Here is a 19622-nt window from a genome sequence, read left to right as displayed (position 1 = left end):
AAAGAATAGGCGTAATCATTTAATAATACCTACAAATGAAAAAAATTGGACTAAAAATTTTGGTGTGTTTTATACTATTTGTTTCTTGCAGTGAGGAAGTAATAGATGACACCGGTGCAGGAAGCGTAAAAGGACGCGTGGTCGATTCTCAAACATTCGAACCCATTAAAAATGCAAGGATTTCATCAAGTCCTGCAACTAATACTTATTTTACAGACGATAATGGGGATTTTATTTTTGATAAAATTGTAGTCGGAAAGTATTCTTTTCAGGCACAAAAAGAAGGATATACTGCTAAATTTGAAGCGGCAAGTGTGAACAAAAACAGTACTACCCAAATTGTTTTTGAATTAGAAATTTCTACAGCCAATAATAAACCGCCGGCAATTCCCGTATTAACCGCACCTGGGGATAATGCCAAAAGCCAAGCTTTAAAATTGAATTTAACTTGGACAGCAACCGATCAGGAATCGGATGTTTTAACCTATGTGGTTACTGTGAAAAACGGAACTACCGATGTGGTAACGACTTATCCCGATCTTAAAACAGCCACTTTAGAACTGTCAGGTTTGAGCTACAGTACCAAGTATTATTGGCAGGTCTCCGCCTCAGATGGAATTAATCCGCCAACAAACAGCGTCACAAAAACCTTTACAACTCTGGCTTTTCCTAATCCTAGATTTTTGTATATCAAAAAAGTGAACAGCAACAATGTTATCTACACTGCAGATGAATTAGGAAATGAGTTGCAATTAACGTCTTCTGAAGTAAACAGTTACCGTCCGAGAAAAAATCTGCAAATTAAAAAAATTGCTTATATTAGTTCCGATGGTTCTCAAAACCAAATTTATACAATGAATCCCGACGGTTCCGGTGTTTTTAAAGTGACCAATTCAATTCCTGTCGCCGGATTCAATATGGAGCATGTCAATTACTGTTGGAGCACGAATGGCAGTCAGCTGATCTATCCGAATTTTGATAAATTGTATCGTATCAACTCTAATGGTGGTGGATTAATACAATTGTTCAAAACGCCAAACGGCAAATTTATTTCAGAATGCGATTGGAGTCAGGACGGAAGTAAAATTGTTCTCAAGGTGAATGATATATCCGGATATAACGTGGAGATTTACGTGATAAATACTTCGGGAACTGTTCTCTACGAAGTGCTTTCCGGATTCAATGGCGCCGTCAGTGGTTTGAATATTTCGGTTGATAATGAAAAAATTGTTTACACAAGAGATGTTTCAGGATATGAAAGTTCTAATTACCGAAGAATGGATTCCCGTATTTTTGTCTACAATCATACCACAAATACATCTACCGAATTGGATATCGAAAAACCAACGGGTTACAATGATTTAGATGTGAAATTTTCACCAAATGAAGCAGATGTTATTTTTGTGAATACCTCTAATGATGGGATTTCTATAAAAAATATACAAACCGCAAGTTTAACCCAAACCGATTCCCGCGTAACATTATTTTCCGGCGGTTCGATGCCCGAATGGAAATAAAGACCAAAATACCAGAATAAAAAAAATGCCTGTCAATACCAACAGGCATTTTTTTATGAATATACGCTCACTCCATTATTATTTTTTCGAGACATACTTGTCAAATCGGCTTACGAAAAACCCAAAAAAATAATTATCTTTGCCACAAAATCCATCTGCCCTATAGCAGATTACACAACTACTTTACATGAGTTCAGATACTTCAAAAAGATATGCACAGCGCGGTGTTTCGGCATCCAAAGAAGATGTACACAACGCTATAAAAAACATCGACAAAGGATTATTTCCTCAAGCATTTTGCAAAATTGTTCCCGATTATTTAACCCAGGATGAAGACTATTGTCTCATTATGCATGCAGATGGTGCGGGTACAAAATCGTCTTTGGCGTATATGTATTGGAAAGAAACAGGTGATATTTCCGTTTGGAAAGGCATCGCTCAAGACGCTTTAATCATGAATATTGATGATTTATTGTGCGTTGGTGCTACCGATAATATTTTGCTTTCTTCAACCATTGGAAGAAATAAAAATCTGATTCCTGCCGAAGTAATTTCAGCCATCATCAACGGAACCGAAGAATTGATAAAAGAGTTGGATTCTTTTGGAGTAACCATTCATTCAACAGGTGGAGAAACTGCCGATGTAGGTGATATTGTTCGAACAATTATCGTTGATTCAACAGTTACTGCGAGAATGAAACGTTCAAAAGTAATTGACAATGCCAATATTAAAGCGGGTGACGTAATCGTGGGATTGGAATCTTTCGGTCAGGCTACTTATGAAAAAAGCTATAATGGCGGAATGGGAAGCAACGGATTAACATCGGCGCGTCACGATGTTTTCGGAAAATATTTGGCTACCAAATATCCGGAAAGTTACGATGCTGCAGTTCCTGAAGATTTGATTTATTCCGGTCAGGTAAAATTGACGGATGCTGTCGAAAATTCACCAATCGATGCAGGGCAATTAGTGCTTTCTCCAACAAGAACCTATGCGCCGATTATCAAGAAAATTTTAGATAAATATACTTCCAATGAAATTCACGGAATGGTGCATTGCAGCGGTGGAGCACAAACTAAAATTTTACATTTTGTACAAAACCTGCACATCATAAAAGACAATTTATTCCCGGTTCCACCATTGTTCAAGCTAATTCAGGAACAATCTAAAACCGATTGGAAAGAAATGTACCAAGTATTCAACTGCGGTCACCGTATGGAAATTTACGTTCCCGAAGCTGTGGCTCAAGACATCATCGCGATTTCAAAATCGTTTAATGTCAATGCACAAATCGTGGGTAGAGTAGCAGCTGCCGATGCCAAGAAACTGACTATTACCAGTGAGTACGGTACTTTTGAATATTAAGATTGTTTAACCGTTGAATTGATTAATCGTTGATTGATTTAAACAATTAAACTTTTGTTTTTTGCCTAAACTTTTTAAACGATTAAACCTTTAAACTTTTTTCCAATGTACGAACTACTTTTTTGGCAATATCAGGACGGAATCTACCTCAACCACCATTTGGTTTACGAAGCCTTGGTCGAACAACAAGAAGTCGAAGGCTTAGAAACGCTTCCGGTTTCCGTAATCTTGAATCGTATCAATTCAGTGTTTTCAAGCTGGGAAAAAGTAGATGAAAGCAGTTGGAAAAATACCAACGGGAAAGGCGCTTTTCAAGTCAAAACAACGCCTCAGAGCATACAAATCGATTGCTACGGAACCGAAGGTAAAACCATGAACCTTCTGGCCGATACTTTGGAAGAATTCAAATGTCCGTTGTATGATCCGCAAATTCCGGTGCGTTACGACGAAATGAACGAATAGATTTTTTTGGAGCTAATCCAGCACTCCGTTACAATCCTCCCTTAAAAAAATATTTTTCTAAATCCTGAAAGGAGCTTCCGTTGGTCGCTCTTTCAGGACAAGAAAAATTATCTTTTTTGCAGTTCGGGATTTTCACTTCGATCTGGGCTAATACAATCAGTTATTTATACCCAGAATCGGTAGATTAATTCAAACAGTTATTTTATAGCCGTTTTATTCAAAAGAATGGGTTCACCAAAACCAATTTGCTCCAGCTTTTTCAATTGCGTTTCGGCATCGCCTACCACTAAATAAATCATTTTATCAGCATTCAAATATTGCTCTGAAAGCTTTTTTAGTTCGTCAAGAGTAATTTTCTTAACAATGGTTTCCTGTTGTTTTGCATAATCAGCAGCGTAGTTATAGTTGCTGATATCATAAAGCATTTCCAGTTTTGCAGAAAGCGTTTCAAATGCTCTGGCATTACTTTTTATCAAGTATCCTTTAGTCACTTCGAGATCGTTTTCATTGAAATTTTTTCCATAGTGTGCAACAATGTCTTTAATCAGACTAACGGATTCAAAGGTTACATTAGAACGTACGCCACTGGAAATTGTAAACGGACCTTTGTTTACAGAACCATTAAAGGAGGAATTGATACCATACGTATATCCTTTCCCTTCACGTAATTCTTGCGTTAATTGGGAGGCAAAACCACCTCCGCCTAAACGGTAATTCATGATTTGAGCGGGATAAAAATCTGCGTCAGTAGCGGCAAGAGCAAGATAACCAATTCGGATTACAGATTGTTTGGCACCCGGAACATCATAGAAATAAATTTTTGATGAGGCAGCTGTATTTGTTGGGGCTATTTTAGGAATGATAACTTTTTTAGCTTCCCAGTTTTTATTTAAAGGTGCTAATGAATTGGTCACATCCGTTTTTGAAATAGCACCAACAATTTTAAAATCAGCAACAGATGGAGCCGCGTTTTTAGTATAATAATTTTTCAAATCATCAATAGTAATACTGTTTACAGTGTTTTCGGTACCGATACGATTGTTAGCTAAAATCGATTCTTTTCCATAAATTAATTTTTTGAATTCATTTCTGGCAATACTATTTGGATCTGCTTTCTGTTGTGTGATTTGGCTTAAAGTACTTTGTTTAATCAAATCAAATTCTTTGGTATCCCAACGTGGCTGTAAAACTATTTCCTGAACTAATGCCATAGTTGCATTGTAATTCTTAGCTAGTGTATTCCCTGAAATAAAAATAGATTCGTCAGTTGCATAAGCGCTAATAGTTGCTCCCAGACTCTCGATAGCATTTTCCAGTTGCTCAGGAGTTTTATTTTTTGTGCCTTTTGTCATCAGTTCCGCCATCATAGTCGAAACGCCTATTTTATCGGTATTTTCAAGTAGCATTCCGCCTTTTAGTTGCAATTGAAATTGAACAAGAGGAACTTCGTGGTTTTCGATACCTGAAACGTTTAAACCGGAGGATAACTTGCTTTTCCAAACCGATGGTAATATTACATCAGGGCTTTCTCCATAAGCGGGTTCTACTGTTCGATCAAATTTTGAAGGTGTTTTTTCATAGGTTGCTGCAATACTGGCATCAAATGAATCTTCTTTTCCTTCGATGATTTTTTCCTCAACAACTGCGGCTAATGAAGAACCTTCTAAGATTAAATCAGCCTCTCCTTTTGGAACAAAACTTGTGGCAACAAAATGCTTTCCTTTAACGTATTTTTGATACACACGCATCACATCTTCGGTAGTTACGGCTAGAATATTTTTTACATCTTGATTGATATAATCTGGAGTTCCTGCAAAAATTTCATATTGCGCCAGTTGAAATCCTTTTCCTAAAACACTGGATAAATTCGTGTAAAAAGCAGTTTCTTGTCCCGCTTTAATTCGATTTAAATCCTGTTGAGAAATCCCTTCAGCTTCAAAGTTTTTAAAAGCTTCGTTTACGCCATTCATTACATCATTCAAATTTGTTTTTTCAAAAGCAGTAACACTTAGCATGTATTGACCCGCAATTTCTGAATTGTATTGTAAAACATCGGCGTCATCCGTTAATTTTTTGTCTTCTACGAGGGTTTTGTACAATGGCGCTTTTTTACCTTTTGAAAGATAACTGGCTAAAACTTCCAAAGCATAACTGTCAGGATGATATTCATAAACGGAGGGCCATGTTAATGTGAGTTGCGGCAACTTGGCAAAATTATCCTCGTAATACAGTTTTTTAGTTTCGGTCAATGTTACAGACTGTTTTTCCATTTTAGGAATGGCTTCCCCTCGTTTTATTTCTCCAAAATATTTTTCGACCCAAGTTTTGGTTTGTTTGACATCGAAATCTCCGGCAATTGTCAGTGTAACATTATTAGGTACATACCAGCGGTTGTAGAAACTTTTTACATCTTCGAGTGTGGCATTTTGTAAATCTTCCAAGGAACCAATAACTTCCCAACTGTACGGATGTGTTGCCGGGTATAAATTTTTGGAGATGACAGAAAAATTGTGTCCATAAGGTCTATTATCATAACTCTGTCTTTTCTCATTTTTAACGACCTGTTTTTCTTTAGCTAAAACCGGTTCGGTTACGGTGTTAATGAAATATCCCAATTTATCGGCTTCGGCCCAAATCATTTTTTCTAATGCATCTTTTGGAACAGTCTGAAAATAATTAGTGCGATCCCTGCTGGTAGAACCATTGGCACCGGACCCGCCAATACGAGCACTCATTTTATCAAGTCCTCCTTTACCCAGGTTTTCCGATTCCAAGAAAAGCAAATGTTCAAATAAATGCGCAAATCCGGTACGACCCACTTTTTCTCTCGCAGATCCCACATGACTGGTCAAAGCAACAGCAACTACTGGATCAGATCGATCAATATGCAGGATTACATGAAGTCCGTTTTCTAATGTGAACTGCTCGAATGCTACTTTAAATTCTTTTGATTTATCCGTTTTACTTTCATTTTGGGAATAGGAACTGAACGCAGCAAAAAAAACGAATGGAAGAATTAGAAACTGGATTGATTTCATAGTTTAATTTTTAAAATTGGATTTTGTAGTTATCTATTTAGTTCAACTAATTTTTTGCTACCGAAAACGAAATTAAGAAAAAGAAAATAATAAAAGGCTAAATCGTAAGAAGTTAAATTTCAATATTTATAGTAAATTTACGACTTGATTTGATGTAGTTCATCGATAGAAAACTAGATTTTAATGTTTAAATTAAGGGATTCAAATCCATTAATTTTTTGATTAGGACCGTATTATTAAAATTAATAATCTAGATTTTTTTTAATGCATAAATGAATATAAACATGAGTATAGCTTTATCCCAAAATACCATCTTAGAAGACGAAACTGTTTTATTGCGCCCATTATTGGAATCAGATGTGGAGAATTTATTGGAAATTTCTATCAACGAACCCGAAACTTGGGAATATTCACTTGTACGTGCCAACGGAAAAGAAAATCTCGAAAATTACATTCAATTAGCCCTGAAGGCCAAGGCAAATAAAACCGATTTTCCCTTTATAGTTTTGGATAAAAAGTCAGGAAAATATGCAGGAAGCACCCGTTTTTATGATATTAATTTTGAATTCAAAACACTTCAATTAGGATATACTTGGTACGGAAAAGCGTTTAGGGGAACGGGACTCAACAAACATTGCAAATTTTTATTGTTACAATTTGCTTTTGAAACCCTTGGTATGGAGCGCGTGGAATTTCGTGCAGATAACGCCAATCAGCGAAGTATTGCCGCCATGAAAAGCATCGGTTGCACTGTTGAAGGGGTTATGAGAAGTCACATGCCGACTTGCGATAGCGAACTGCGCCGCGACAGTATTATTCTGAGTATTCTTAAAAAGGAATGGTTCGAAAGGGTAAAAGAAAATTTGAAAATCAAAATACAATAAAAGACATTCACTGTTTTTTTAAATGTTGTCGCCGCCTTTCTTGAAGCCAATTAATTGTCTGTATTTTGATTCGGTTTCTTTTAATTCTTCTTCCAGTTGTTTGTATTTACTGATGTCTTTAATGGTCACCACAGCTGCCACTACATTGTTATCCTGATCTATTAATGGTCTTCCGCTGATGAGTACCCGTCTTTTTTCCTTTGTGTTCGGGTCCCAAAGAATAACATCGATATCATCCGTCACTTCACCGTTTAAAGCGCGTTCCATTGGTAAATTTTGAGAAGGAAAAGTTGTTTTCTCATCCGGGAAATAGAGTTCGAAATGGTTGATTAAATTAGGGGATATTTTATCATCTTCATGAGTTCCAAAAAGTTCATTGGCCATATCATTAGCCATGACGATTTTTTTATCGGCATTGGCAACCATAACGCCTTCACCAATATTTTCGACAATTAACCTTAGTTTTTCTTCGTTTTCATACAACTCGTTAATGACTTTTTGTTGTTCATTTTCTAAATGAACTTTTTCCGTAATATCACGTGCCACCGAATATAAAATACCTTGCTGCATATCAATAGTACTATGCCAGTCCAGCCATTTATAGGTTCCGTCTTTACAAAGAACTCGATCTTCAAAACTGACAATCGGATCACCTTTTAAAAGTTTAGCCAGAACTTCATCGGCGATGCGTCGGTCATCCGGATGGGTTAATTCCATGAATTTTATAGCATTGATTTCTTGTTGGGTATAACCAAGTGTTTTGGTAAATGCCGGATTTATTTTTATAAAATGATCGTTTTTGGCAACAGTTAGAATATCAAAGGACATGTTAAAAAAGGTATCGGCTATTTTCAATGAGGCTTCATTCCCTTTTTGTGCGGTGACATCAATCGCAACAGCATACAATAATCCGGTGGAAAGATCAGGAGAGGCGGACCATACTAACCATTTAACAGAGCTGTCTTTACAAATCCAGCGGTTTTCAAATTTGATGACATAAGCACCCATTTCCAGTTTATTGATTTCGTTTTTGGTACTTACCCAATCATCCGGATGAACATAGGTTAAAAAAGGATGGCTCAGTAATTCTTGTTCCGAATAGCCTAATATGCGACTCATAGCCGGATTTATTTTTATAAACTTGTCTTTTGATGCAATGGCCATGATGTCGATAGACATATTAAACAATTTATCTACTTCTTTTAATTCTTCTTCCAGTTTTTTTCTTTCGCTGATGTCTGTCGAAATTCCTCCTATGGCGTAGATTCTTCCGGTTAAATCATACAATGGAAATTTTACGGCAATATACGTATGTACACCATCGGCTTGCTGAATGGATTGTTCTGTTTTAAGTTCTTTTAATGCTTTGACGACTTCTAGGTCAGAGCTTCGGTATTGATCGGCTATTGCTGCAGGAAGGAAATCGTGGTCGGTTTTGCCTATTATTTTTTCATTCGAAATTTGAAATAACGATTCGTATTGTTTATTAATCAATAGGTATTCGCCATTTATTTTTTTTATGAATATAGGATTTGTAGTGTTGTCAATGATAGACTGAAGCAGCTGTCGGTTTTCAAATAATAAATCTTGAGAGATTTTTTTAGCCCGCAATTGAGACCGAAAGATAAAATAGACAATGATCAGTAAAATAGCCGAAAGAATGAATAATGAAATGGCCGTAAAATTGAGTGTATTGTCAAAACTCTCATCTCTTTTTTTATTAATTCTGGAAATAAAAACCCATGCCAGCGCAATTACAACCAATAAATTGATGATGAATCCAAGGAATATTTTTTTTTCGAAAGTAATCTTCATGGCGTTGTGGTATTAAATCAATATATAAAAGATACGTATTATAGGGGTATCTAAATTAGCGAATTATATTCAATTTATTCGTTGTTTTATTGCTTTTTTTAAGTCTAATTTGCTTATAATTAGTTCTTTATTCTATTTTTTATACAACGAATATACGTGTAGTTCATCGTGGTCAGGAAAGACTTTTTTATTGATATGGTTTAAAAGATACAAAACCATAATGCTGATTATGGCAGCAAAAAAGCACCAGACCGAAATAATATAATCCACGTAAAAAAGCAAAGTGATGAGATACGATACTAAGATGGTAATGCTTAACAGCCACATTCGTTTAATACTCGAAACTACAGCTGGAGCAATTGTTGCAAGACTGTACAGGAAGTCTCCGTAGCCGCCAAAAACGATTGGGTAATCTTGTTGATAGCGGATGTGGTAACCTGTTATTTTGGCTTCGGAAGTATAAAACAACAGGCAATATGAGAGATATAAAGAGACTAACAGCCCAATTCCCACCAGTATGCGCAACATTATTTTACGCTTTTTCTCTTCTTCCAGTTTCAAAAGGGCAAATGGGATTAAGATTGGCCAAACCACCTGAGCGAAAAAAAGGTAAAAATAAGTACTTGGTTTTTGGAGTATACTAAAACTGGGATGGGTGAGAGAGAGCCACAAAAATCCTTCTGAAACCTGCTGGACACAAAAAAGCAAAGGAATACAGGCAAAATAAATTTGGGCTTTTTTTTCTGTTTTTTTGATGGAGGCAATTCCTATTACCGATAGAATAATTCCTGCTCCAAAACTGGCATTGGCTGAAAAACACATACGCTTTGCGTGTTTAAGGTTAAAATAGTAGAACTGATAAAATGCATTACGATTTACCACACCCAAAAAGGAGCCTGTAAATTTTCGGCATAGAGAATGAGGTCAAATGTGGCATGGGCGATAATAACTGCCGCCATGCTTTTTGAATAATATCTCAAAATACCCAGAACGATATATCCACTAAAGGACCACAGAAAAAACGAGGTCATGTTTTCTAAATGTTGTGCTGCAGGAGCAAGAAATAAGGATGCTTTGTACAATGCATGGGCTAATGCCGTAAAAATCACAGCCAAACCGGGATCTAATTTCATTAATCGGCCTTGTATGAAACCACGGAAAACAGATTCCTCTACAACACCGATAGTCATTCCGACCAAAGCAAAACTTTCTAATGTTGCGGGCAAAACCGGCAAGCCTATACTGCCCCGATAATACATTGCGGCAGCCATTCCTGTTTCTAATCCGATGAAGGCATAAATGAGTTTCTTTCGAGAAAAAAGGTCCCGAAAAAATACAGCTAAAGTGGCCATAGGGGAATGGATACGGCGACTGATAATATAGGCACTCATTAAAAGTGGAGCCAAAGAAAGAAATTTTGTAGGGAAGGGATAACTGACCAAATACCCAAAAACAACCAATCCTACACTGCAAAATACAGCTTCGAATACGGCTTTTTGGTATCGCTTCGGCACGGTTCTAAGGTGTTCATAATTCTTCATGGTAATGGTTTTTTTTAAGGAGTTTTATAAGTTTTCTGTCAAAAATAACACTGAATAAAAAAGTTGCAGGTACAATCAAAAGCAACCAACCGGAACCCAAACAAGCACCGGAATTGGGGACAATAATACAGCCCGGTAATGCCTTTTCTAATGCTTGAATGGTTGCTTTGTCTGTTTTGTTTTCATCAGGGACAGAGAGGTATCTCAAATCTTTTAAGGAATAGAGTGATTTTATGTCGGTGATTTTGTCTCTTATTATAAGCCCTTTCAACTGGTTGATATGCTGTAACGGTTTTAGATTAGAGATACTGTCGCTTCCGCGGAGTTCGAGTACTTGTAAGGCGGGCAAAGCAGCACATATAGAGTCGAATTCTTGTTGGGAAGTATTTGCCGGAAGGCCAAGCCACCTTAGTTTTTTGCCGGTTGTGAGCAAGTCGATTTTAGAACAAGTCCCGGATACAAGAAGCAGGTTGAGTTTGGGCAATTTTTCTTTGAGTAGTGCCAAATCCATTTTGCAGTCCTGATTGTTGATGGTGAGTTGTTCCAGACTTTTGAGCGGTTCTAAAAACGCATAATCAGTGAGGCAGCCGGAAATACTTACCTTTTTTAATTGCTGATTGGTTTTGAAAAACGAAGCGCTTAATGTTGTACTGTTGTTCCCGGTGATGATGCATTGTTTGAGCATGGGTAATACTGGTAAAGTAGTTTTGATAACCGAATCGGATATGGCGAGATAAAGACTTTCGGCCGATTTCCAATGGTTTAACAATGGTAATTGGCTTTGGTACAAATAGGCGCTGATGACTTTGGGTTGAAAGAAATTGGCTTTTTTTAGGTAAGACGGTATGACTTGTGCCGCATCATTTTCTTCAAAACCCAGAGCCGTTTGAGGGTATAAACGCGCAATTTCTTTTAGAAACGGAATATAAACATCCGGAATGACAGACTTGAAAAAGATTCTTTTCAAATCGGTGAGTTCGTTTTTTTTCATTTGGCGAAACCAAGGCAGTAAATCGGATTGGTCGGACAGGGTTATGGTGTTTACTTTTCCGTTTACAAAAGTGAGAGAGTCGCCGGCATCTTCTATTTGAATAGAATCGTTTTCAGCTTCATCAAAGGACAGCAATACATTATTGAAGCCCAACACATCTCCTTGCTCTGCCAAAAGCGATACTTTGTTTTTTGCAGCAGTAGAAAATTGGGTTAAAGCGTACTCTTTGGATTGGTTTGTTGCAAATCCTTTTCCATAGAAAGTGAGAACGGCAAAGCGATTTTCGTTTTTGAATTGATAGCTTATCCAAACCAGCAGAATGGTTAACAGCAACAAGGATGCTACAGCCCATCGGTTTAATTGCTTCACTTTGTTACGCACACGATTTTTGGATAGGTTCACCATATTCTAGTATTTTAAAGTTATAGCTTAGCGGCGTCTTTTCGTTCTTATATCAAATGGATGAGGAACGATGACTTCAATGCGGCATCAGATTTTGTCTGGTTGCCGTTTGATACTGTTGTATTAATGTAAAAACTAAATAGGGATAGTAGGGATCCCGCCATTCTTTAAAACAAAAGAATTAAAGCATCAGCTGACAGTGTTTTTTGAGACTGTCAAATAGGTTGGTATACGATACATTTGGGGAGGTTGGATTTTTTGAAATCCATTATTCTGTAGCTAAATTAAAAATTAATTTTGATTAAAACAATTGAAAATCAATATATTGTGTATTTGTTGAAACAATAGTATCCAAATGAGATGTTACGGTATCTTATTTAAGGTGTAGAATTAACCTCTTATGAATAAAAAAAAATACTCCTTTATTCCGGTATTTTGGAACGAAGGAGTGTAAGTGTTGTACTTAGTACAGAATGGTTTGGTTGTTTATTCCGATTTATAAATGTGAATGGATTGTCCGACTAATTTCCATTGGTTATTTATTTTTTCTAACATTCGAATTTCATAAGAAAGTGTTTTCTTACCCTCTTTTGAGGTTGATTCTTCATCATGACTTACCCAGGCGGTGTCGCCTTTGATGCTCATTTTGTAGTTTGTTTGTACTGCAAAACCACCATTTCCCATAGCTTCCGGTTTGCTGTCAATCATTGCGGCTGGAGGAACATCATAAGTTTTCCCTTCGAGAGTAGAGACTAATATGCGACTGTACGGTTGAATGTGCCAACACTCAGTGTGGCCTTTGCTGTCTTGTGCTCTCCAGGTAGCGGATTCTTTTTCTAATAGTTTTTTGATGGATTCTGCTTCATCGGTTTTTTGGCTGTAGCCTGCAAGACTGATGGCAATAAGCAGGCATAAGGTTAGTTTTTGTTTCATAGTAATAGGGTTTAATAAATTTAAAAGTAGTGTTTTTTATAAAGTGTACCAAATTGTATTGTAGTTGTGGTTCGTGCCAGATTGCCTTATGCACAGGAGAATCGTAAAGTTGCATAGCAATATCCTAAATGCGCATAGGAGAATCGTGAATGTGCATAGGAGAATCGTGAATGTGCATGGCAATATCCTAAATGTGCATAGGAGAATCGTGAATGTGCATGGCAATATCCTAAATGCGCATAGGAGTATCGTGAATGTGCATGGCAATATCCTAAATGTGCATAGGAGTATCGTGAATGTGCATGGCAATATCCTAAATGCGCATAGGAGTATCGTGAAATGCATACGAGTATCGCAAAATGCATACGAATATCGTGAAATGCATAGGAGAATCGGAACAACACCCCAACGTTCTCCCGTTAGGTTGAGGTGTGGAGTACGATTACTGTTTTTTTAGATGGGTATTCAAAAAGGATATAATTTTGTTTTTGGTGTCTTCCGAATTAAATTGTGTTCCGCCATGTTGGGCCTCTTTTACAATTACAAAATCACTTTGGACGTTTGCCAGCTGTAAGTAGGAATCTAATAATTTTGATAACGAAATAGTAACGGTCTGATCTTTATCGCCGTGAAAGATGAGAAAGGGTGGGTCATCTTTATCAATGTAAGTGGTAGGGCTTGCTATTTTTGCTAAATCCGGGCGCAGCAGTGGCTGTGCTCCAAGCAGAGCGGTCGAGGTTGATTTTTGTTCTCCTTCGTACAACGGCATGCTACCGATACGGGCAACAAAATCGGAGGGGCCATAAAAATCAATTACGCCTTTGATTTTAAAATCAGGTTGTTTTTTATGGAGATAAAAGGCTTCGTTATAATTGTTATTGGAGGTTCCCAGGAATGAAGCCAGATAGCCTCCTGCCGAAAAACCGATTACGGCTATATTCTCTGGGTCTAAAAGATAGTTGTTGGCATTTTTATACAGAAAATCAATGGCTTGGTTGCAATCTTGTATTTGAGCAGGAAAAATTGCGGTAGTGCTGTAGCGATAATTGATAGATGCCACGGCAAAACCATTGTCTACAATTGCTTTTAGGGTTGTTTTCATGTTTTCCATATCACTGTATTTGTTGCCTTGTCTCCAACCACCGCCGTGAATCCAAATCACAAGTGGCACTTTTTTTTCCTGTTTAGCCGGCAGGTACAAGTCGAGTGTATGTTTTACGAGTGTATCCGAAGCATAAGGAATGTCCGGATGCATAACGGTGCCTTGAGGAAATAATTTTTTGATATTTGGCGGAATTTGTGCAGTGAGTTTGCTGGCCAGAAAAATAAAAAATAATAAAAAGGCAGTGCTTTTTTTCATGATGTGTTACGGTGTATTAGATTTGGGTTTCTTGTGTGTTGCGGTTAAAGGGCTTTTAGTTTTTTCTTGTTGTTAGGGTATCTTTTAAAATTTGAATTTCTTCTTTAGGGTCTTTAATTCGGATGCTTATTTTTTGATATTTCCATTCTTTTCCGTTTTTGACAGCAGCAATATCCATTTTACCTTTTCCTTTGTTTCCTTTTATTCGTACCGATACTGCAACAGCTTTGTTATGGTTTGAATAGATGGCATTTCCTTCCAGAACAGCCAATTGATCTATTGGTTCTATTGTTCCTATAACGTCAAGAACCCGGGTATTGGTTTGGGCTTTTTCAATCGCTTTTCCATAAAGGGAATGTTCGGAATAGGCTTGAGCGATATCCGTCAGATTTCCGTCGATGGTTGTCGTGATAAGGATTCCAAATACGAATAAAATCAGTACAATGAAAGTGGGTAAGGACCATTTCCAATTCCTGTTCCACCAACTTTTTTCTACAATTAATTCATTATCCATATTCTGAGTTTAATCTTCAGTTTTTAATTATTTTTTCGGGGAACATTTTCGCTGTTGCTTTGTATTTATAACAGTTCAAATAGGGGATATTGAAGACAAATTAAGAACTGCTCTACAAAATTAAAGTAAACCCAAACCTGCTATCGTACTAAACCGCTTTTAGGTGTGCGTTGTTTTCTGTTTATATTTTTCCGTTATACTGTGGGTCAAAATCCACCATCCACTCGATACCGAATTTGTCTCTAAACATTCCAAAATAAGAACCCCAAGGACTGTCGCTAATGGGCATTTCAATATTTCCGCCAGCTGAAAGTCCGTTAAATAACTTGTCTGCTTCTTCACGACTTGCTGCGCTGATGGATATTTTAGATCTGTTTTCATTTTCATTTACGGGACCCATACTTTCTGGAACATCATTCGCCATTAAAACATTTTCGCCAATAGGCAAAGCAATGTGCATGATTTTATTGGCTTCATTTTCTGGTATTGGAAATTCAGGGCTTGCTAAATCTTTGAAACGCATAATCTTTGCGAATGCTCCGCCAAATACTGATTGGTAAAAAAGGAACGCTTCTTCGGCATTTCCGTTGAAGTTAATGTGAGGATTGATAAGTGCCATAATTTTATTTTTTTAAGTTGTTTTCCAAATGTTTGACTGCAAATTGTCGCAATGTTATGTGGCTTAACGTCTTGCTACAATTAGTTTTGTACTAAATTAAGCCTTGTTTTCGGATTTGCCAAAACTTGCAAATAAAAACCAACTTCCTATTCAGATAATTGCCTAAATCCGTTGTGGTGGCTGTTGTGTGCCGTTCTTTTTATTTTGTTATTGCGGGTAATATATATTTAGATAGCATTTCAGTAACCTGTGAATGGGCATAATGCTGCCCGTATGCACTTGCAGTTATTACTATAACCAATGGTTCATTTTTAAAAACCAAAATATAGTTTCCTCCGTTTCCTGCACAATAAAACGCTTCATAATCTTTGGTATTGGCTTTGAATGTTTTGTTCCAAAACAAATAACCATAGTATTCACTATCTCTACCGACTATTTGTTTTTGTTTAGTGAAAGTTTTCTCTACCCAATCATTAGGCAGAATTTGTTGATTATTCCAAGTTCCGCCATTTTTATAGAGTTGTCCATATTTTGCAAAGTCAAGTGCATTCATTTGAATTCCGCCGGCAGTATTGGGAACATTTTGGGGTGTATATTGCCATTTGTATTTTGTAATTCCCAGAGGTTTGAACAGTTTGTCATCAGCATATTTTTCTAAACCATTTGGAACTGATTTATTTAAAATGTCACCTAATAAAACCACACCAGCTGTGAAATAATGCCATTTTTCTTTTAGGCTTTCTTGATATGGTAAATCCAAAGTGAATTTCACCCAATCTTGTGTAGGATACATATTTTCTTCGTTGCCAACTGAACTTCCATCTTCATCGTTTCCGTCGAAACCTGAACTCATAGTCAGTAAATCTTTGATAGTTGCATTTCCTTTGGATGGAGTAAGATTTTTAAACTGACTTAGATTATAAAAATGGCTTAATGTTTGAGTATCACCACTAATAAAACCGTCATTAATTGCTATTCCTGTTAATGTTGATGAAAAAGATTTCCCTACAGAACGTGGGTCATGGAGTGAATTTCTATTTTCACCGTTAAAGTATTCTTCTATCAAAATTTCTCCTTCTTTTAAAACAATAATGCTATTTATCTTTTTAAAAATACCTTCGTCAATAGCTCCTTTTAATTGCTTAATTTTCTTTTTGTTGAAAGAGGCATTTGAAATTGTTAATCCATTGTAAGGTTTTATTTTATTCAATTGAATTTTTGTGATGTCAATTTTTGGATGTCTGGCAACTTCCAATATCAATTCTCCTGATGCGATTATCTCGCCTGTTTTAATAGTATCTGTTTTCACATATGGGCGAATTTCCATTTTCAATAAATGATTCCCATCCGTCAGAATCTTGTCTCCACCATTATTCATGAAACGGTTCCAAAAAGATTCACTCCAAGTTCCCTGCCCGTTTACATTGTCTATAAATGGACGATTCAAATAGGTGTCAGTGTTTTGATTTTTAGCTGGTGGAGCACCTGGAAGAAGATTGCTTTGATAAATTAATTTGCTGTCTATGTATAAAGTAAATTGGTAATTACCAATTTTAAAAAGTGAATCAGATGAAACCTGAGGCAGTAATTGATGCTTATAATTAGTTAGTGAATTATTGAAATACGCTACAAAAAAAAGGTCGCTCTTATTTGTCAGCTTATATGTATTTAAGAAATTTTCCTTCTTAATATTTTCATAGGAAATGCGTTTTTCTGTGAAAAGTATTTTACTAATATTGGATTGGTGTAATTCCGTCTTTATCGGCTCCGGTTCGATGCTGTTATGGTCTTGTCCAAAACAGAATTTTGAAAAAAGAAGGGAAGTAAATAGTATTAGATAAGTTTGTTTCATTTTGAAATTTGTTAGAATTCAAGTTGGGTCTTCCAGAATTGTATACAATGTTTTGGTACTAGAGCGTATTTACCAACCGAGCGATAGCGAACAGGCGAAGCAAATCATCCCAAATGCAAAACCAGCTCTTCATTAAGCCAATTGCCCAAATTCTTTGCAGGGGTGTTAGCACCTATGCATTCTGTTTATTACTAGTGATTATTTAGTTTTATAAATATTCTTTTGTCGAAGTCTTTTGTCTCGACTAAAATTTTGTTCTCAGATATTTTGCCAAAATAACTCCTCTCATAATTTCTTAAGCCAATTGTCCATTGTTTGTTATTCTTTGGATTTTTAAACGGTGTAATTGCTTTATCATAAACATCGGAATCGTTTACTTTAATTTTAAAACTTATTTTTGAGTCAGTAATATTTATGTCTAGCATTTTAGCTTTAAAAAATCCTGGTAAATAACCTTCCCGAGCTTCGTCAAAGTCATCACTTGTGCCGTAATATATACCTGAAATTTTACCGTTAGTTTCCTCTAATTTGATGTAGTGGTTTTCGGTTAAGTCTTTGGTATTATAATCATATTTATATTCATAAATTCCCAATACTTTAGCTGGCTGATTATCAGTAATTGGCTTATTTACTTTCTTTGAAAATCCAATATATACTTGAAAAAAAGTTATTGATAAGATGAAAAACATCAATTGTTTCATATTCCATTTTTTTTTGCATTGCCCATAACGCTCTGGTAATAAAGCGGGTTTGGGTTCTAATTTAAGATTTATTTTTCGGTTGTCACTAAACTGCCAAATACAAACCAATTTTTCCATTAAGTCAAATGCCCAAATCCGTTGTAGTAGCTGGTATTTGACGTTATTATGCGTCCCCATTTATAATTAAATCGTAATATTTGCTTTTCGATAAGTTAATTTTCAAATTAAAATAACAACTTCCACCGTCTTCAACTAAGATGATTCCATTTTTCCAATTTTCATTATTTTGATTACAAAGGCAGTTAATCCAAACCTCTTTTTCACCTAAATCATTTATTACAGGAACATACTGACGCTTGTAATCATTTAAATCAAATTTGCTTGTTTTTGATAAATTATATTGAGAAAGTGCATCTTCAAGGATTCTATTTAAATTACTAATTTCCTGTTCATTTAATTCTGTTGGTTTAGAATTCTTAAATATGTTATATTTTTCTTGGTAACCAATTATCATATAAGATTCTTGGTAATCATAATTAACTGGTTTCGGCGTCGTACAACTTAATGAACAAATTAGGAAAAATAGCGGAAATACGTTCTTCATTGGAAAGGATCTTGTATATATGTCTGACAAACGTCAGGCTTTATTTTTAATAAATGTATGAATAATATTTTTATTACAAATTATCAAAAAGTTGTTTTATTAATCAAGCCTTTTAACAATTGAATCTAAACTAAAATAAAGGTACTCGAAACGCAGGATTCCCTAGCCCCGATTGCAACGGAAATCCTTTTTTGTAATCCTATCCGGGTGGTATGCCCGGGGAGGATTACAAAAAAGATTGAAGTGTAAAGCGGGAAACAGCTCCTGAAAAAACTATATTTTGACTACAAAACACCGTGAGGTTTCTTACTGCTTTTTTTGCTAATCGCAAGGTCGCTTATCCTTAGCAACCGTTATTTTTGCTAAAGTCACGTTTAAAAAGGACCGTATTATTTCGTGCAATATAGTCGCCCGATAGAATCAAATAGGGGTGATTAGGCGAATACCCTGCACTGCGGCTTCTTACAATTATTTTGTCATTTACTTTCAGACTTTTTAATTGCTCAAAATCTTTAGGAATATATTGCATCATGTATTCTTCGCCATTAATCCGGACTATAAGCCATTTTGGTCCTGATGATTTCGCGTTTTTACGCTGAAAAGTAACAGAGGTTACCACGGCCTCCATATCGGTGAAAGCCTTTAGGTACGATTTTATTTTATCATGACTGGCATGCACTTTTTTACCTTCGGGTGAAACCTCCCACGCTTTGTACTTTATACCGTCAGGAGAAGCCTCCCATTTTTTCCTTTCATCCAGGGCGGATTTCTTGTGAGCAATGGTCAACGGTTTTGGGGATGGTTTAGTTTCGTTTTTAATTTCACAATTAGCCAATACTAGTCCGCTCACTACAGCCAGCGATACGATGAGTATATAGATGGTTTTTTTTCTGTTTTTTGTAGGTTTAATTAATGACATAGTTTTATCTCTTTTTAAATTTTATGCATCAAAATTACTTTAATATTTTTCGGCTTGAGAGATTATAATTGTAAATTAAAATGTAAACTTTGTAAATATAAACG

Annotated in this window: 17 protein-coding genes; 4 read left to right on the top strand and 13 right to left on the bottom strand. The window is 36.1% G+C overall.

The features are described from left to right. Positions 1–35: 35 nt before the first annotated feature. The 3 genes from O6P34_RS14495 (at position 36) to O6P34_RS14485 (ending at position 3345) form a co-directional block, all read left to right on the top strand. Positions 36–1517 carry a carboxypeptidase regulatory-like domain-containing protein gene (locus O6P34_RS14495; RefSeq protein WP_269685232.1) on the top strand — a complete coding sequence of 494 codons (1482 nt, stop codon included), beginning with the start codon at positions 36–38 and terminating at the stop codon, positions 1515–1517. 187 nt (positions 1518–1704) lie between these two features. Further along, positions 1705–2883 carry an AIR synthase related protein gene (locus O6P34_RS14490; protein WP_269685231.1) on the top strand — a complete coding sequence of 393 codons (1179 nt, stop codon included), beginning with the start codon at positions 1705–1707 and terminating at the stop codon, positions 2881–2883. A 105-nt stretch (positions 2884–2988) separates the two neighbouring features. Continuing rightward, the gene (locus O6P34_RS14485; RefSeq protein WP_269685230.1) at positions 2989–3345 is read left to right on the top strand and encodes a hypothetical protein; all 357 of its coding nucleotides are present in this window, start codon (positions 2989–2991) and stop codon (positions 3343–3345) included. A gap of 197 nt (positions 3346–3542) precedes the next feature. On the opposite strand, the gene O6P34_RS14480 is transcribed toward O6P34_RS14485, so the two are convergent. Then, on the bottom strand, positions 3543–6383 hold the full coding sequence (locus O6P34_RS14480) for a M16 family metallopeptidase (RefSeq protein WP_269685229.1): 2841 nt from the start codon (positions 6381–6383) through the stop codon (positions 3543–3545). 284 nt (positions 6384–6667) lie between these two features. Here O6P34_RS14480 and O6P34_RS14475 point away from each other — a divergent pair, with 284 nt between their 5' ends. Next, complete coding sequence (locus O6P34_RS14475; RefSeq protein WP_269685228.1) at positions 6668–7267, top strand: GNAT family N-acetyltransferase; 600 nt, start codon at positions 6668–6670, stop codon at positions 7265–7267. Between the two features lie 18 nt (positions 7268–7285). On the opposite strand, the gene O6P34_RS14470 is transcribed toward O6P34_RS14475, so the two are convergent. From O6P34_RS14470 to O6P34_RS14415, 12 genes are all read right to left on the bottom strand, one after another. Next, positions 7286–9082, bottom strand: coding sequence for a PAS domain S-box protein (locus O6P34_RS14470; protein ID WP_269685227.1), 1797 nt, complete (start codon positions 9080–9082; stop codon positions 7286–7288). A 132-nt stretch (positions 9083–9214) separates the two neighbouring features. Beyond that, the gene (locus tag O6P34_RS14465; protein WP_269685226.1) at positions 9215–9904 is read right to left on the bottom strand and encodes a DUF6629 family protein; all 690 of its coding nucleotides are present in this window, start codon (positions 9902–9904) and stop codon (positions 9215–9217) included. Positions 9905–9957: 53 nt separating this feature from the next. After that, positions 9958–10623, bottom strand: coding sequence for a CPBP family intramembrane glutamic endopeptidase (locus tag O6P34_RS14460; protein ID WP_269685225.1), 666 nt, complete (start codon positions 10621–10623; stop codon positions 9958–9960). Next, positions 10610–12019, bottom strand: a complete 1410-nt coding sequence (locus tag O6P34_RS14455) for a leucine-rich repeat domain-containing protein (protein ID WP_269685224.1) — start codon at positions 12017–12019, stop codon at positions 10610–10612. The genes O6P34_RS14460 and O6P34_RS14455 overlap by 14 nt, the downstream gene beginning before the upstream one ends. Before the next feature lie 483 nt (positions 12020–12502). Beyond that, positions 12503–12949 carry an endo-arabinase gene (locus tag O6P34_RS14450; protein ID WP_269685223.1) on the bottom strand — a complete coding sequence of 149 codons (447 nt, stop codon included), beginning with the start codon at positions 12947–12949 and terminating at the stop codon, positions 12503–12505. 442 nt (positions 12950–13391) lie between these two features. Further along, a complete protein-coding gene (locus tag O6P34_RS14445; protein WP_269685221.1) occupies positions 13392–14309 on the bottom strand; it encodes an alpha/beta hydrolase in 918 nt (305 codons plus the stop codon). A 55-nt stretch (positions 14310–14364) separates the two neighbouring features. Then, complete coding sequence (locus O6P34_RS14440; protein ID WP_269685220.1) at positions 14365–14823, bottom strand: cytochrome c oxidase assembly factor Coa1 family protein; 459 nt, start codon at positions 14821–14823, stop codon at positions 14365–14367. Between the two features lie 181 nt (positions 14824–15004). Continuing rightward, positions 15005–15442, bottom strand: coding sequence for a VOC family protein (locus O6P34_RS14435; RefSeq protein ID WP_269685219.1), 438 nt, complete (start codon positions 15440–15442; stop codon positions 15005–15007). A 199-nt stretch (positions 15443–15641) separates the two neighbouring features. Beyond that, positions 15642–17294: a serine hydrolase domain-containing protein gene (locus O6P34_RS14430; RefSeq protein ID WP_269685218.1), complete on the bottom strand. Its 1653-nt coding sequence runs from the start codon at positions 17292–17294 to the stop codon at positions 15642–15644. Between the two features lie 191 nt (positions 17295–17485). Next, complete coding sequence (locus tag O6P34_RS14425; RefSeq protein WP_269685217.1) at positions 17486–18112, bottom strand: hypothetical protein; 627 nt, start codon at positions 18110–18112, stop codon at positions 17486–17488. Between the two features lie 46 nt (positions 18113–18158). After that, positions 18159–18599 (bottom strand): hypothetical protein, encoded by a 441-nt coding sequence (locus O6P34_RS14420; protein WP_269685216.1) that lies wholly within the window; start codon positions 18597–18599, stop codon positions 18159–18161. A gap of 343 nt (positions 18600–18942) precedes the next feature. Next, positions 18943–19518, bottom strand: coding sequence for a hypothetical protein (locus O6P34_RS14415; protein WP_269685215.1), 576 nt, complete (start codon positions 19516–19518; stop codon positions 18943–18945). Positions 19519–19622: the final 104 nt, after the last annotated feature.

Origin of the sequence: Flavobacterium lacustre (genome assembly GCF_027474525.2) — a bacterium.
GTDB classification, from domain to species: domain Bacteria; phylum Bacteroidota; class Bacteroidia; order Flavobacteriales; family Flavobacteriaceae; genus Flavobacterium; species Flavobacterium lacustre.
This window is presented reverse-complemented; position numbering and strand designations above follow the sequence as displayed.